Here is a 15,867-nt window from a genome sequence, read left to right on the forward strand (position 1 = left end):
CCGGCAGTTTGTCGCTGCGCGCCGCGGTCGATTGGTGTACGTTGCTGTTTGTAGATAGAAATCTGCTGCTGGGGTGGGGTTTTCACGCAGCACGTCACGAAAGTTTGCTTGTGACCGAGACATTCGACGACATTGTGGTTCGTCCGGCGACGAAACAGGATGTGCCCGAGCTGGTCTCGGTGCTGGATCGGGCGTTCGCCACCGACGACCCGTTCGGCGAGTACATGTTTCCCGACGCGGCGCAGCGCCGCCGCAACCAGCCCCGGCTGACCAGGGCGATGATCCGCCGCCAGTACCTGCCCGCGGGCGGGGCGCTGGTCGCGACCGCCGACGGGCGAATCGTCGGAGGGGCGCTGTGGCAGACGCCGGACTACCGTTTCGGTCCGCTGCGCTACCTCGCCTCGATCCCGGAATTCGTGTGGGCCATGGGTTCCGGCGGTCCGCGCGCCCTCGCGATGGATGCCACGATCACCGATCTGGTCAAGGGCCTGCCGCACTTCTTCGGGGTGACCCTCGGCGTCGATCCCGTGCACCAGCGCGGCGGGGTGGGCCGGGCGGTGCTCGCCTACGCGATCGCGGAGATCGAGCGGGTGGGCGCGCCGATGTTCGGGGTGTGCAAGGACGGCAATGTCGCCTACTACCGGGCGCTGGGTGCGCTGCGGGTGGGCCGGGTGCGGATCGGCCGCACCGGCCCGCTGGTCAACGTGATGATGTGGCTGCCGCGCAGCCTGGCCGAGTGAAGGAGCACGTTCCGTGACGGACATCGCGATCGTCGGCGTCGGCTGCCGCTACGCCGGTGGCATCGACTCGCCGGAAGCGTTCTGGGATTTCGTGGTGAACAAGCGCGACGCGGTCACCGACATCCCGGCCGACCGCTGGGACTACCGCCGCTACTACGACACCGACCGCCGCGCGCCCGGCCGGATGTACACCAAGCGCGCCGCGTTCCTCACCACCGACCCGTGGGCCTTCGACCCCGATTTCTTCGGCATCTCCCCGCGCGAGGCCACCGCGATGGACCCGCAGCAGCGGTTGGTGCTCGAGGTCGCGTGGGAGGCGCTCGACGACGCGGGCATCGCAGGCCGCACGGGCGAGGCTCCGGTCGGTGTCTACATGGGCGCCTTCACCCTGGACCAGCTCGCGGTCGGTTTCACCGGTGAGGCGGTGCCGCACATCGATATGCACTCCTCGGCGGGCGCGTCCTACACGATGCTGTCCAATCGAATCTCCTACGCGCTCGACCTCGGCGGGCCCAGCGTCACCGTCGACACGGCGTGCTCGTCGTCGCTGGTCGCGCTGCACCTGGCCTGCCAGGCGCTGCGCGACGGCGACTGCCGCACCGCGCTGGCGGGCGGAGTGAACCTGATGCTGCAACCGGGCACGTTCATCTCCATGTGCAAGGGCGGTTTCCTCGCCGGGGACGGACGAAGCAAGTCCTTCGGCGCCACCGCCGACGGCTACGGGCGCGGCGAGGGCGCGGGCATGGTCGTGCTCAAGCCGCTCGCCGATGCCGAAGCCGACGGCGACCGCGTCTACGCGGTGATCAAGGCGACCGGCTCCAACCAGGACGGCCGTACCACCGCCATCACGGTGCCCAACGCCGAAGCCCAAGAGGCGCTGGCGAAATCGGTGTGCGAGCGGGCGGGCATCGCACCGCACGAGGTGACCTACGTGGAGGCCCACGGCACCGGAACACCGGTCGGCGACCCGCTGGAGCTGCGGGCGATCGGGCGAGCTTACGGCGCCGTCGAAGGACGCGCCGCGCCGTTGGGTGTGGGGTCGGTGAAGGCGACCCTCGGTCACACCGAGGCCGCCGCGGGCATCGCGAGCGTCATCAAGTCGGCATTGGCCATCTCCCATCGCACGCTACCGCCGCAGGGCTGGCTCGACGACGAGCTAAATCCCGACCTCGCGCTCGACGAGCTGCGATTGACCATTCAGACCGAGGCCGAACCGGTCAGGCCCGACGAGCGGATGACGGTGGCGGTCAACGGATTCGGCTACGGCGGCACCAATGCCCACGCCATCCTGCAAGAACACCGCCCCGCCCGGGGTCGTGGTGCAACGGCTGCGCGCTCGAGCGCAGCCACCGAGCCGATCGGCCACGCGCCCGCGTCGGTTCGCCCAGTGCTCGCAGCGGTCGAGATCGCACCCGCAGCGGCTGCCCCAGCCCCCGCAGCAGCCGAAACCACACCCGCAGCCGCTAACCCAGCCCCCGCAGCAACCACACCCGCAGCCGCTAACCCAGCCTCCGTAGCGGTCGAGACCACGCCCGCAGCAGCTGACTCATCGTCCACAGCGGTTGGCCGGGTGCTCGCTGCGGTCGAGACAACCCCGGCGTCGGTCGGCCGGGCGCTCACCTTGGTCGCCCACGCTCCGGCCGCGTTCGATACAGCTCCCGCATCGGCCGACATGGCAGCCACATCGACCGACGCAACACGCGCGCCGGGCGATGTAGCTCCCCCAGCCGCCGCCACCATAGCGCCACCGCGCGCAGACACCACCCGGCGTCACCGCGGCGTGCTGCCCATTTCGGCGCGCAACGAGCAGGCCGTGCGGCATCTCGCGGCCGATTTCACCGACCTGCTCGCCGCAGGCGCAGACCCTGACCACGTGGCCGTCGCCGCCTGGACTAGACGGCACCACCACCCGTTTCGCATCGGCGTGCCATTCGCCGACACGGCCGAATTGATCCACGCCCTGCGCGGTTTCGCGGCGGGCGAGGGGCGCGCCCCAGTGCGTACCGTCGGAAATGCCACTACCGGACCGGTTTTCGTGTTCACGGGGATGGGTCCGCAATGGTGGGGCATGGGACGCGAGCTGCTCGCCACCGACCCGGTCTTCGCCGCCGCTGCCGAGCGCGTCGATGCGGCGTTCACCGCGCTGGCCGGTTGGTCCATCCGCGCGGAATTGGCTCGTCCCGAGACCGAGTCCCGGATGACCGCGACCGAGATCGCCCAGCCCGCGAACTTCCTCGTCCAGGTAGCGCTCTTCGAAACCCTTGCGGCGCTGGGGGTCCGGCCGTCCGCCGTGGTCGGGCACAGTGTCGGCGAGGTGTCGGCCGCGTACGTCACCGGCATGCTCTCGCTGACCGACGCGGTCGCGGTGGCCTATCACCGCGCCCGCCTGCAAGCCACGACCGCGGGCACCGGGGGCATGCTCGCCGTCGGACTGCCCGCCGAGCAGGCGGCCGACCTGCTCGGTGCGGGCGTCGACATCGCCGCGATCAACAGCCCCACCGCCGTCACCCTCTCGGGCGCGGTCGACCGGCTGGATGCGATCGCCGAAACACACACCGGCCAGGGTGTTTTCGCGAAGCGCCTACAGGTCGAGGTCCCTTACCACAGCGCGCTCATGGATCCGATCCTCGAACCACTGCGCGCCGCCCTCGCAACGCTCACCCCGCGACCTCCGTCGATCCCGCTCTACTCCACCGTGACCGGTGACCGGGTGAACGAGGCGGACTGGGACGCCGACTACTGGTGTGCGAACGTACGTCGGCCGGTGCGCTTCGCCGCGGCGATCCGCGGCCTGATCACCTCGGGCGAGCGTGTCTTCCTCGAGGTGGGCCCACATCCGGTGCTGGCCGCCAACCTCCGTGAGCTGTTGCTGCACGTGGGCGAGAGGGGCGCCACCATCGCGACGCTGCGGCGCAAGCAGTCCGACGCGGTCAGTGTGCGCGAAACAGTCGCCGGGCTGTACGCCGCGGGCGCTCTCGACATCCCCGCCCTGGTCGGTCCGGCACCGGTCGCACACCTGCCGCTCCCCCGCTACCCGTGGCAGCGCAAGCGTCTGCGCTCCGACCTGCCGGAATCGTCGCAGCAGCGCTACGGCACTCCCGGCCTGTACACCATGCTCGGCGATCCTGGCCTGGACGAGGAGCGGCACTGGACCGTCCAGATCGCTGCCGAGGTGCTGCCCTGGATCGACGACCACGTCGTCGACGGCGCCCGAATCCTCCCCGGCGCCGCGTATCTGGACGCGGCATTGAGCGCGGCCGCCGTCGAATACGGCGCGAGCGCCGAGCACGGCATCGCCGCGGTGGAGCAGGTGCGGTTCATCGCGCCGCTGGTCGTCGAACCCGGCGACGTCCCGGTGATGCAGTTGCGCGTCGAGGAGTCGACCCGCCGCTTCACCATCCGCTCCCGAACCGCGGTGGGGACGGCATGGACAGTGCACGCCACCGGCCGACTGGTCGAGGGCGCGTTCGAACCGGTCAAGATCGCGGTCCCCGACACGGCCTCCATGACCCCCGTCGCACCCGAGACCCTCTACGACGACCTGACCGCGACCGGCGTCGCGCACGGCCCGGCCTTCCGGCTGGTCAGCGAAGCGTGGGTGGACGGCGACACCGTGGTCGCGACGCTGGATGCGGGCATCGCCGGGCGAAGCGGGCATCTGGCGCACCCGTGTGTGCTGGACGCGGCCTGGCAGATCGTCTCACTCGGCGACGCGGGCGGCCCCGAGCTTGCGGGCGCGGTCATCCCGATCGGCGCGGCCACCGTGCGGATGTTCGCGCCGCTACCGTCGCGCGCGGTGGTGGTCGCCCGGCTCACCGAACCGTTGCGCGCCGACGTCGCGGTGCTGGACGCCGAGCACAATCCGATCCTGCAGATCGTCGGCGCGAAGTTCCAGGCGGTGCCGTTCGGCGGCGGGCTACTGCGCGGGCTCGAAGACCTCTACTACGAGGAACGCTGGACCCTGCGCGACCCGCTCGACCGCGCCGCGCTCGACCGGACCGCCACCGGGTACACCCTCGTGGTCCCGCTGACGGGTGCCGCACGCGCCCGCGTCGAGCAGCTCACGCGCTCGACCGAGTCGGCCGAGATCATCGATCCCGCAACCGATTTCGAGGAGACGCTGGCCGATCGGCTGCACGCCGCGCACGCCAGTCGCGGCATCGACCGCGTGCACGTCTGTGTGGTCGCCGGGACGGGCGCGGACCCGGTCGCCGACCTGTGGCTGCTGAGCAGGCTGGCACTGGTCCTCGCCGACGTCGCCGATGCCGTGCACCCCGAACCGCTGCCGTTGACCGGAGACGGCTCCTTGCACGTGACCCTGGTGACCGAACGCGCCTTCGCGCACCCGGAGGACGCGACCCTGCCCAACCCCGCCCACGCCGCCCTCGCGGGCGCACGCCGGGTGCTGCTCAACGAGCAGCCGTCGCTGCGCTGGCGTCTGGTCGATATCGAACCGGAGACCTCCGAAGCCGAGCTGCTCGCCGAACTCTGCGTGCCGGGTGCGTTCAGCGCCGACGGCACCGACGAGGTGTTCCTGCGCAACGGATTACGGTGGTGCACCGTCGTGACGCGCGCGCTGCCCGACCGGCTCGCCGCCCTCGACGAGCCGGAGCCGCTGAACGACCCCGAGGCCAACTTCGTCCTCGACATCCCGCGCTCGCGCGTGCTGTCCCAGCTCGGGTGGCGCCGTGCCGCGCGCCGGGCGCCAGGTCCCGGCGAGGTCGAGGTGCGGATGGCCGCGATCGGACTCGGCTTCAAAGATCCGCTCAAGGTTCTCGGTGTGCTCGGCGCGGACGACTTGGCCGACACCCATTTCGGCGTCGCGCCGGGCATGGAGGGCGCGGGCACGGTGGTGCGGGTCGGCCACGATGTCACCCGGTTGCGCGTCGGCGATCGTGTCGGACTGGCCTCGGCGGGCATGATCGAACGCTTCCACGTCGCCGATACCGAGGTGGTGGGTCCGGCGGCGGAGAGCATCCGCCCGGAACTGTGCACCTCGACGGTCTCCCTCGTCACCGCCGAGTACTCGCTGCTCGACCTGGCCCGGTTGCGGTCCGGGGAGACGGTGCTGGTCCACGGCGCTGCGGGCGGCGTCGGCGCCTGCGCGATTCAGGTCGCCAAACGGCACGGCGCCAGGGTGATCGGCACCGCGAGCACCGACGAACGCCGCGCCTACGCGCTGGAGCAGGGCGCGGACGAGGTGGTGAACTCGCGGTCGCTGAACTTCGTCGACGATGTCCTCGGCCTGACCGGTGGCCGCGGCGCCGACATCGTCATCAGCACCGCGCCCGGCGAGATCGTGCACCAGAACTTCAAGGCCGTCGCCGAGTTCGGTCGCATCGTGGAGGTCGGCAAGGCCGACATCTACTCCGGCGGCGTGCTCGATCTGCGCAACTTCGACAAGAACGTCGCGTATTTCTCCTTCGATCTGGACCGCATGCTGAAACTGCGTCGCGCCGAGGTGGTGGCCAGGGTGCAGGCGGTGAACGAGAAACTCGCCGACGGCACCTACCGCCCGCTGCCGTACCACCGTTTCGGTGTCGACGAGGTCGGGGCCGCGTTCGAGGAGGCCCTGCGCTCGACCCGCCTCGGGCGCATCGCCCTCGACCTCACCGGCGAAACACCGTCGGTGCGACCGCAATCCGCCGACGTGACCATCGACCCGGCGGGCCGCTATCTGATCACCGGCGGCTTCGGCGCTTTCGGCCTGGCCACCGGCCGCTGGCTTGTCCGCCGCGGCGCGCGGCACTTGGTGCTGATCGGTCGAAGCGGCGCGGGCACCGACGCCGCCCGTGCGCACCTGGACGCCTGGCGCGCCCAAGGGGTGCAAGTGCTCGTCGAGCGGGCTGACGTCACCGACGCCGACGCCATTCGCGAGGTCGTGGCGCGCGTCCACACCGAAGCGCATCCGCTGCGCGGCATCTTCCACGCCGCGGGCGTTCTCGACGATCAGCGCATCGCGACGATGGACCGAGCCAGTCTGACCGCCGTCTTCCGCCCGAAGCTCGACGGAGCGCTGGCCTTGCACGCAGCCCTGACCGCCGCCGATGTGCGACCCGACCTGATCGTGCTGTTCTCCTCCGGCAGCGCCATCATGGGCGGAATCGGCCAATACTCCTACACCGCGGCCAATCTCGCGCTCCAATCGTTCGCGGACCGGTTGGCGCGCCGCGGCGAGCGGGTGCTGTGCATCGGATGGGGCGCGATGTCCGGTGGCGGCATGGTCGACGCCGACGAGAACGTGCAGCGCTACCTGCGGATCGCGGGCTTCGACGCGATCGACATGGACGATGGCACCGAATACCTCGGCGAGGCACTGCGTCTCGGTGTGCGGCAGGCCGCGATCATTCCGGTCGACTGGAGCAAGGTGGTGCTCGCGGCGCCGCAGCTGGCCGACACCGCGCGGGTCGCCGACCTGATCGCCTCGGCCTCCGAGGACAATTCGGCGGCGGCGCGGCTGCGCGGCGAGATCATCGCGCTGGACGAGGCGCCGCGCGCGGCCGTCGTCGGTTACGTTCTCGCCGAACAGCTCGCCGAGGTGATGGGTGTGGCGCCGGATTCCATCGACCTGTCGGTTCCACTGCCCGAGCTCGGCCTGGATTCGCTGATGGCGGTCGAGTTCGGCGCGCTGGTCGGCAAGACGCTCGGTGTGGAGATGAACAGCATTCAGCTCGGTCGTTCGTTCAGTCTGGCGCAGGCCGGGGCCAGGATCGCCGACATCATCGTGGGATCCGCGGGCGCCCAAGAGGTCGCGGCATGACCGACGAGCGGGCTATCGCGCGACGGCTGCTGGCCGGTGCGCGTGAACGCAACACCACGACGTCGACCGGAACCGATCGGCCCGCGGCCGCGCAGACGGGCGCCCGCACGACAGTGCGGCGCGGGCCGGGACGCCAGTTCGCCGACCATCCGGCGGTAGTGGCGGCGCTGGAGAAACAGGCGGCGATCCAGCGCCTGATCGACGCCACCGGGCTGCCGCATCCGCTGTTCTTGTCACCGGAAGGCCACAACGGCGCGGTGATTCGTTCCGGCGGAAACGAATTGGTGAACTACAGCTCCTACAACTATCTGGCACTGGCCGCGCACCCCCGGGTTATCCGCGCCGCCAACGAGGCCGCCGAGCGGTACGGCACCTCCGCATCGGCCACCCGCATCGTCACCGGGGAGATCCCGCTCTACGGCGTCCTCGAACGCCGCCTCGCCGACATCTACCGCGCGGGTGCGGCACTGGTGACCTCGAGCGGGTTCCTCACCAACGCCGCCGTGATCGGGTTCCTGCTCGGCGAAGGCGATGTCGCCGTGTGCGATTCGCTCGCGCACGCCAGCCTGGTCGCGGGCACCCAGTGGGCGGGGTGCAGGCGGGTCACCTTCCGGCACAACGATCCCGAGTCGCTGGCTGCGTTGCTGCGGTCGTGCCGTCACCAGTTCGATCGGGCGCTGGTGATCATCGAAGGCCACTACAGCATGGACGGCGATCTCGGTGCGATCGCCGAAATATCCTCCGTGGCAAGGGCATACGATTGCGCCGTGCTCGTCGACGAGGCGCACGCCATCGGTGTCCTCGGACCCACCGGCCTCGGCAGCAGGGAACACTTCGCTCTGCCCGGCGACCTGGTCGACATCTGGGCGGGCAGCCTGTCGAAGGCGCTCGGCAGCACCGGAGGATTCATCGCGGGCGACGCCGACCTGGTGCGGGCCGTCAAGTACGCCGCGCCGGGCATGGCGCTCTACACCGCCGGACCGTCCCCGTCCAACGTCGCCGCCGTCCTGGCCGGACTCGACGTCCTCGCGGACGAACCCGACCGGCTGGCTCGCCTGTGGTCGAATGCTGGCCTGTTCACCGACGCGCTGCGCGCGCGAGGCATGAATCTCGCGGACTCCCAATCGACTCCGATCGTGCCGGTCATCGTGCCCGGCGAGATCCGCGCCGGATACGCCGCGGCGGCGCTGCTGCAACGCGGCTACAACGCGGGCGCCATCCTGTCTCCCGTCGTGCCCGCGGGCACCGAACGCCTGCGCTTCTTCCTCACCAGCGAACACACCGAACGCCAATTGCTCGACACCGTCGACCAACTCGGCGACATCCTCGACATCGTGCACCATATCCCCGACCTCACCATCGGAGCCCCCGAAACCCCGGATCAACTGGGCTCCTTCCCCATCCCCGGCCGCTGAGATCACTGCGCGAGGGCGACGTACACGGCCCAGGCGATATAGCCGATGTTCACCAGCAGGCTCGTCAGCGCTCGCCCGGTTCGCAAAGGCGGGTGATCGGCGCGGGCACGCCGGAGTGCGTCGAGCCAGACCGCCAGGAATGCAGTGATCAGCGCGGCCGCAGCCCACCCGCCGAGCGCCCGTGTCTGCGGCAGATACAGCAGGCTCGCGACCACGAGTTCGGCCAGACCACTCGCGACCACGACGAGGCCGGGCGCGGGCAGCCACGGCGGCACGAGCGAGCGGTAGTAGTTCACCGCGACGAAATGACTCAGGCCGGTGATGGTCGAATAGATCGCCAGCAGAACGGAAGCGAGGGGGCCCACGTTCTGCGGCGCTGCCATCGGACGAGCCTCGGCGACGCCGCCACGGAAGCGGGACTCTCCGCGCCTCGGCTGCGGACCTTGGCTCGCGAAACGATCGGCGTCCCCCTCGTCCGAGTCCGGCAGTGGCAGCGGTTGCGGACCGCGATCGCCGCATTGCCACACCACCGGATCAGCGAGGTCGCCGCACACGCCGCCTTCGCCGATCAAGCCCACCTGACCAGAACCGCGCAGCGAATGCTGGGACGTAGCCCCGCCTCGTTGCGCTGAGCGTCACGAGCTCTTGCCCGCTGACGGCAATCGCACCGCATCCCACGGCACCCAGTGCCGCAGCGTCGTCTCGGTGAGCTTGTTGCGGGTCCGGTAGTCGACCGCGACCTCGGCGTACCACGCGACGTAGTGCCCGAGGTGCAGCCGGACCCAGCCGTACTGGGTCGCCTGCACCCACGGCTCCTGGAACCTCGGATCCAGGCTGTTCGACGCGACACCCAGCGACGGCCGCTGGGGTCCCGGTTTGTTCGGCAGCAGCCAGATCCGCTTGGGATCGACCAGCACCGGGCGCGGGCGCGGCAGGCGCCGGACCGCCGAAAAGGCATCCTCGCTCACCGTCGACCACCCGACCCGACCGCGCCGCAATTCGAACACATGTTCCCATCATGACACGTCTACGAACCGGTCGGAATGGCACCCGCTACTAAAGTTGCTGCGCTTGTGCGACGAGCTCCAGAAACGCGTCGCCGTAGCCGCCGCGGCCACCCGCGCCTGCCTCGAGAGCGGGTTTCTCTCGACGCAGGCGCGGGCTGGACAATCGCTGAGCGGGTCGAGGATCACTTCCTGCGGTCAGCGCCTTTGCAGTCGTTGGCGGCTTTGGCGGCGTCCTCGGCGGCTCGCGTGGCTTCGGCGGCAGCCGAGACTGCGTCTTCGATCGACTACGAACATCTGGCCCGACAGTCTCGGTTGGCCGAACACATCATCACGGTGTCGGTGACGGGCCCGGTTCGCGACTGCTCAGGTACGGGTTCGGAAGCATGAAACATACGGTGCTCACAAATCCGCAGAAGCGGCGTGGAGCGAGTATCGGCACGCCGCTGCGTCGCGATCAGGATTCGGCTGATCGCGACAGCGTTTTCGCTCGAGCGCGCCCGCGCTCAACGGGTATCGGAGCTGATCGGCGAGGTTCAGCCGATCGATGCCCTGAAGTCCGCGCCTTGCTGGAAGGCTTGCGCGCCCTCCGCGATCTCGACGACAGGGTAGATCTCGTACTCCGCGAAGAAGCCGAACTTGGACGGACCGTCGGCCAGGTCGATCGGATTATCGGTCTCGACCACTGCGAATCCGCCTCTGCCGTCCAGCCGACCGACGAATTGGTGGTACTTCGTGGTGGGGGACGGCTTCCAATTCGCGAACACGTCCAACGCGCGCTGCATGCCGGCTTCATTCTCGGCCGCGGAGCCGTTCCAACGGTAGGTCCAGGAAACCACGTACTTCATTCCATCCTCCTAGGGATGCATCGAAGTTGCTGGTCTGGCGCGGATACCCACAGCGGAGCAAGACATACCCGCACGTTCTCGTCGCGCTGTGGCCCCGTCGGGCGGCACGGCACCACCGCGGCGGATCGTTGCCGTAGGACCGGATCGTGACCGGTCGCTTGTGCGCAACCTGAAGCTGCGCGAAATACGCTGCGACCGGCTGGCAACTAAAGTTGCTGCGCTTGCGCGACGAGTTCCAGGAACGTCCACAGTTCGCCCGTGTCGTAGGACTCGGGCTCCTCGCTGCCGCCGAGGAACGGGTATGGCGTGGCGATGTACACCTGCTCCGGATCGAGCGGCCCGAGCCGGTCGCGAATCCGGGAGACGTGATCGGTGCGCAGCACGAACGTGGCGAACCCCGGCTCGCGCAGGACCTGGTCGGCGAAATCGGCGGGATCGGCGAACGCGCCGTACCCCTTCGCGGCGGCGCGGTACGGATGCAGCACCGCACACTCCCCGGACTGGCTGTTCACCAGGAACGCGTGCCCCAGGTCGGAGTATCCGAACACGAGGTCGAACTGGGGAAAGTGCGGCGCCCACGCGGGCATCGCCTCGAGCATCGGCCGCTGCGCGATCAACTGAAAACCCTCGATTGTCACGCGTCGATCCAATCAGCCAAGGTGCGAGTTGTCTCGACGGCCCAGACGGTTCCGCACTCTTGCGGCAACAAATCTGCCCAAAGCGCAAACTTGCACAATCGGCAACTATTGCTACGGTTGCTGACATGGCGGTGGAGGAAGCTCCCGGTCTCCGGGAGCGCAAGAAGCGGGAGACGCGACTCGCGTTGAGCCGCGCGGCGATTCGGCTGTCGATCGAGCGCGGCTGGGACAACGTGACCGTGGAAGCCATTGCGGCGGAAGCGAATGTCTCCGTGCGCACTTTTCGCAACTACTTCGCCAACAAGGCAGAAGCGATCGCCGCCAGCCACGTCGAGCGAGCGCTGCGCATCGCCGACGAGCTTCGAACGCGACCGCGTGACGAGCCGCTGTGGGATTCGATCGCCGACGCGGTGCAGGCTCAATACGCGGCGGGCAAGCGTTCCGGCGCCGAGGCCGAGGACGACCGACGGTGGCGTGACGCGTTGCGGCTGATGCTGGCCGAGCCCGCATTGCACGGTGAGGTGGTCAAGGCCAACGCGGTCGCGCAGAACGCGCTGGCGGCGGCGGTCGCGGAGCGCACCGGCACCGACCCGGCGCGGGACGTGTACCCGCAACTGGTCGCCGCGGTGATCGGCGCGGGCACTGCCGTGGCCGTGGAGCATTGTTTGCGCGCCGACGAACCGATTCCGCTCGCGCGGGCGCTGCGTGAGGTTTTCGACCGAATCCGCGCCGGACTCCCTGTCCCGTAACGCTTTCGAACGATCCGTTCTCAGCCGAGGAGTAGATCCGATGAACACCGATGTCGTCATCGTCGGCGGCGGCCCGGCCGGGCTGATGCTGGCGTGCGAACTGAGTCTGGCCGGCATCCGGCCGATCGTGCTCGAGCGCCTGCCGGAGCCGAGCGTCGAGCCGAAAGCGAACGGGCTGCTCGGCCAGGTCGTGCGCATGGTCGATCGCCGCGGCCTTTTCGAGCGCTTGGGCGGCGGTTCCGTTCCGCCGCAGCCGAACTCCGCGTACTTCATGTTCGCGGCCATGGATCTGGACCTGACCCTGCTCGACGACAGCCCGATCTACGCCCTGCCTGTGCCGCAGCGTCGCCTCGTGGAAGTGCTCGCCGATCGAGCCTCCGAGCTCGGAGCCGAAATCCGCTGGGGTAACGAAGTTCTCGGTGTGCGGCAAGACGACGAGGTCGACGTCGACGTCGCGGGCCCGGACGGAACGTATCGGCTGCGCGCACGCTATCTCGTCGGCGCGGACGGTGCGCACAGCGTCACGCGCAAGCTGTCCGGCATCGAGTTTCCCGGTGTCACCTACGATCGGACCACGACGCGATCGGCTCACGTCACACTCCCGGCGACGTCGGTCGACCCCGACACTGGCGCACTCCGCGTGCCCGGCTACGGCACCGTCCGGCCTTTCGCGCCGCACCGCACCGAGCGCGGCGGATTCTCCTACGCGCCACTGCCCGGTCATCCACCGCTGGTGAGCACCACGGAATGGGACCAGCCGCGCACCGACGCGCCGATGACCCTCGACGAAATGCGAGCCAGTATCGGCCGCGTACTCGGCGCCGATGTGCCGCTGGCCGCACCGGAAGGCGCAGGCCCGCATGTGCTGCGCCGGTTGTTCGGCGGAAACACCCGCGTCGCGGAGCGATTCGGGCACGGCAGGGTATTCCTGATCGGCGACGCCGCCCACGTCTACGCATCGGGCGGCGGTCCCGGCCTCAATCTAGGCCTCCAGGACGCGGTCAACCTCGGCTGGAAACTCGCCGCCGAGATCGTCGGCCACGCGCCGCCCGGACTGCTGGACAGCTACGAGACCGAGCGCGGGCACGCCGCCCACCGCATGGTGATGAACGCGCGGGCGCAATCGGCGCTCATCGCTTCCGGCCCCGACGTCGGCGGGCTGCGCGACCTGTTCACCGAACTCCTGCGCGACCGGAACACCGTGCGACGCCTCGCGGATCTCATCGCGGGCGCGGACGTCCACTACGACATGGGCGCCCCCGATGCGCACCCGCTGGTCGGCAGGTTCGCCCCCGACATGGATGTGCGCACCGCCGCCGGAACAGTGCGCCTCGCCGAGCTGGTCAGATCCGCCCGCCCGCTGCTGCTCGACCTGACGGTCGACGCTTCCGCCGCGAAAGCGCTCGCCGAAGTCCGTGCCGACGACCGCATCGAAATCGTCACCGGTGGAACGGAATCCACCGATGTGACGGCAGTGCTGCTCCGACCCGACAGCTACATCGCCTGGGCGTCCTCGTCGGCGAAACCGACCGCCGCGGAACTGGATGCGCTTCGTGCCGCCGTGCGGCGCTGGTTCGGTGAGCCGGTCGGCTCACGACCGTAGCGGCGTCGGTTTCGGAAGATCATTTTCCGTTCGCGGCCGGACGTATCGGCCGGGATGTCATGCAGTGTTGTGCGAATTGATGAAGGGAATGCGTCGGATCTCGGTCATATATCACGAATTGTGCGCGGCGGTGGCGGTTTTCGAGAAATCGTCGGCAAACTGATCGCCATTCCCGCGCATACCGCGGCACTCGCCGCGAATGCCCAGGTCAGCGAGCCCGTCAATAGTGCTACGCCGCAGGCCAGAGCCGTGGCGATAAGAGCGCACAGCACGGCCGTACCGCGCTCCATGCCGATGATTCGGCCGGCTCGGTCGTTCCGTGGGGTCATATTTCGGTATTACCCAGCACGGCTCGTGATCAAACCGTGATTCACGAACGGAGCTGTCGCGGCGCGTGGCGGGAAACCGAAATATGCTGCGCCGGACGCCAACTCGCCGCCGCCGCACCTCGAATCGATGACGGCCGCCCACTCCCTCCGCACGCGAGCGCGCGATAGTGCACGAAACCGCTGCACGAAGGCTTCCCGCAGCGTCTCGGCCGACCCGAAACCGCAGCGCGCCGCCGGAATTCGTCGCGGTCACGGCCGGTGTACCCGCGCGGCTTTTCACGAGACCGCCGCTATCCCGGGGCTGTCGCGGTGTCGTATGCCGCGCGCGCCGTCGTCACCGCGTCCATGTGCTCCTCCGCCCATGCTTTGATCTCCCGCATCAGCGGCACCAGACTCTCCCCGAGCGGGGTCAACGGGTAATCGACGCGCACCGGCACCGAAGGGGTGATGGTGCGGGTGAGCAGACCATCGCGCTCCAGATTGCGCAGCGTCTGGGTGAGCATCTTCTGACTGACGCTCACCAGCGTGCGCGACAGGTCGCTGTAGCGTTGCGGGCCCTCCGCCAGCGCGTTGACGAGCAGACTCACCCACTTGTCGCTGATCCGATCCAGCAGTTGCCGTGCGGGACACCCCGCGAGATAGGCGTCGTAGGCGGCGCGCGCCTCGTCCCGTGTCCGCACAACTCTCCTTCGCGTGCCTACCGCACTTCGAAGTGCGTTCTTCCCATCAGAGAGTAACTCTCCATACGATCGCCGTCATGACGAGCTTGCAGAACGACAAAGAAGCCACGATGCGCGCCGTGGTGGTGCGGACGCCCGGCGGACCGGAAGCGTTGACGGTGACCGAGGTCCCGATTCCGGCGCCGGGCGCGGGTCAGGTGCTGGTGCGCGTCGAGGCCGCCGCGGTCAACCCGGTCGACGTCGCGACACGGACCGGAATGCTCATCGATGCCGGGCTCATGTCGCCGCGGCCAGTCATCGGCATCGGCTGGGATGTCGCCGGTCGAGTCGACGGCGTCGGCGAAGGTGTCACCGAGTTCGCCGTCGGCGATCGGGTCATCGGCCTGCGCGACAGGCTCGACCTCTCGATCGGCGCCTATGCCGACTACCTGGTGCTCGACGCGGCCGCGCTCGCACCCGCGCCGCACGGGCTGTCGGCAGTTGAAGCGGCGACCCTGCCGTTGAACGCACTCACCGCTTCGCAAGCCCTGGATCTGCTCGACCTGCCACCGGGCGGCGCCGTCCTCGTCACCGGCGCGGCGGGCGCGCTGGGCGGCTTCGCCGTCGAACTGGCCGCGCACCGCGGGTGGCGGGTCGTCGCGAACGCGGACGCATCCGACGAGGAATTCCTCCGCGCGGCGGGTGCCGAGTGGTTCGTCCCGCGCACCGACGATCTCGCCGACGCCGTGCGGCGACTCGTCCCCGGCGGTGTGGGCGCCGCGGTGGACGCGGCCGTGCTCGGTCTGCCTGTTCTCGGGGCAGTACGGAACCGCGGCACCTTCGTCTCGGTGGTCGCAGGCGCCGCGCCCACTCCCCTGCGCGGCATCACCGTCCGCGAGCAGTGGGTCGCCGCCGACGGGGCGGCGCTCGCCCGGATCGCCGTGCTGGCGGAGAATCGTCGATTGACGATCCGCGTGGCCGAGACCTTCCCGCTGGCCCACGCGGTGAAGGCTCACCACCGACTGACCGAGGGGAAGCTGCGCGGCCGTCTCGTGCTGGTGCCATGAACCGGCGATAGACAGTCGCCGAGCCCCCACGGCGCGGATGACGAGTTCCGCTGAC

General features: G+C 69.5%; 12 protein-coding genes. 7 read left to right on the forward strand and 5 right to left on the reverse strand.

The features are described from left to right. Nucleotides 1-110 precede the first annotated feature (110 nt). The 3 genes from AC3ERS_RS10315 to AC3ERS_RS10325 are packed head-to-tail and all read left to right on the forward strand — an operon-like array spanning nt 111 to nt 8,915. Nucleotides 111-740: a GNAT family N-acetyltransferase gene (locus tag AC3ERS_RS10315; RefSeq protein WP_431965942.1), complete on the forward strand. Its 630-nt coding sequence runs from the start codon at nt 111-113 to the stop codon at nt 738-740. Nucleotides 741-753: 13 nt separating this feature from the next. Beyond that, nucleotides 754-7,500 (forward strand): SDR family NAD(P)-dependent oxidoreductase, encoded by a 6,747-nt coding sequence (locus AC3ERS_RS10320; protein ID WP_431965944.1) that lies wholly within the window; start codon nt 754-756, stop codon nt 7,498-7,500. Further along, nucleotides 7,497-8,915: an aminotransferase class I/II-fold pyridoxal phosphate-dependent enzyme gene (locus AC3ERS_RS10325; protein ID WP_431965946.1), complete on the forward strand. Its 1,419-nt coding sequence runs from the start codon at nt 7,497-7,499 to the stop codon at nt 8,913-8,915. The genes AC3ERS_RS10320 and AC3ERS_RS10325 overlap by 4 nt, the downstream gene beginning before the upstream one ends. 2 nt (nt 8,916-8,917) lie before the next feature. Here AC3ERS_RS10325 and AC3ERS_RS10330 read toward each other — a convergent pair whose 3' ends face one another. After that, entirely contained in the window at nt 8,918-9,298 is a 381-nt protein-coding gene (locus AC3ERS_RS10330; RefSeq protein ID WP_431966187.1) for a DoxX family protein, read from the reverse strand. Here AC3ERS_RS10330 and AC3ERS_RS10335 point away from each other — a divergent pair. Then, nucleotides 9,221-9,547 carry a helix-turn-helix domain-containing protein gene (locus AC3ERS_RS10335; protein ID WP_431965948.1) on the forward strand — a complete coding sequence of 109 codons (327 nt, stop codon included), beginning with the start codon at nt 9,221-9,223 and terminating at the stop codon, nt 9,545-9,547. The genes AC3ERS_RS10330 and AC3ERS_RS10335 overlap by 78 nt on opposite strands. Nucleotides 9,548-9,550: 3 nt before the next feature. Here AC3ERS_RS10335 and AC3ERS_RS10340 read toward each other — a convergent pair whose 3' ends face one another. From AC3ERS_RS10340 to AC3ERS_RS10350, 3 genes are all read right to left on the reverse strand, one after another. Beyond that, the gene (locus AC3ERS_RS10340; RefSeq protein WP_431965950.1) at nt 9,551-9,883 is read right to left on the reverse strand and encodes a hypothetical protein; all 333 of its coding nucleotides are present in this window, start codon (nt 9,881-9,883) and stop codon (nt 9,551-9,553) included. A gap of 572 nt (nt 9,884-10,455) precedes the next feature. After that, the gene (locus AC3ERS_RS10345) at nt 10,456-10,767 is read right to left on the reverse strand and encodes a DUF3303 domain-containing protein (protein WP_431965952.1); all 312 of its coding nucleotides are present in this window, start codon (nt 10,765-10,767) and stop codon (nt 10,456-10,458) included. Nucleotides 10,768-10,973: 206 nt separating this feature from the next. Next, complete coding sequence (locus AC3ERS_RS10350; RefSeq protein WP_431965954.1) at nt 10,974-11,405, reverse strand: T6SS immunity protein Tdi1 domain-containing protein; 432 nt, start codon at nt 11,403-11,405, stop codon at nt 10,974-10,976. A 125-nt stretch (nt 11,406-11,530) separates the two neighbouring features. Here AC3ERS_RS10350 and AC3ERS_RS10355 point away from each other — a divergent pair, with 125 nt between their 5' ends. Together AC3ERS_RS10355 and AC3ERS_RS10360 are read left to right on the forward strand one after the other, a co-directional pair. Next, complete coding sequence (locus AC3ERS_RS10355) at nt 11,531-12,154, forward strand: TetR/AcrR family transcriptional regulator (RefSeq protein WP_431965956.1); 624 nt, start codon at nt 11,531-11,533, stop codon at nt 12,152-12,154. 40 nt (nt 12,155-12,194) lie between these two features. Next, entirely contained in the window at nt 12,195-13,757 is a 1,563-nt protein-coding gene (locus AC3ERS_RS10360) for an FAD-dependent monooxygenase (protein ID WP_431965958.1), read from the forward strand. A gap of 619 nt (nt 13,758-14,376) precedes the next feature. Here AC3ERS_RS10360 and AC3ERS_RS10365 read toward each other — a convergent pair. Continuing rightward, nucleotides 14,377-14,766: a winged helix-turn-helix transcriptional regulator gene (locus tag AC3ERS_RS10365; RefSeq protein ID WP_431965960.1), complete on the reverse strand. Its 390-nt coding sequence runs from the start codon at nt 14,764-14,766 to the stop codon at nt 14,377-14,379. A 77-nt stretch (nt 14,767-14,843) separates the two neighbouring features. Here AC3ERS_RS10365 and AC3ERS_RS10370 point away from each other — a divergent pair, with 77 nt between their 5' ends. Further along, entirely contained in the window at nt 14,844-15,812 is a 969-nt protein-coding gene (locus AC3ERS_RS10370) for an NADP-dependent oxidoreductase (RefSeq protein ID WP_431965962.1), read from the forward strand. The last annotated feature ends 55 nt before the right edge of the window (nt 15,813-15,867 follow it).

The organism is Nocardia sp. bgisy134 (assembly GCF_057708325.1).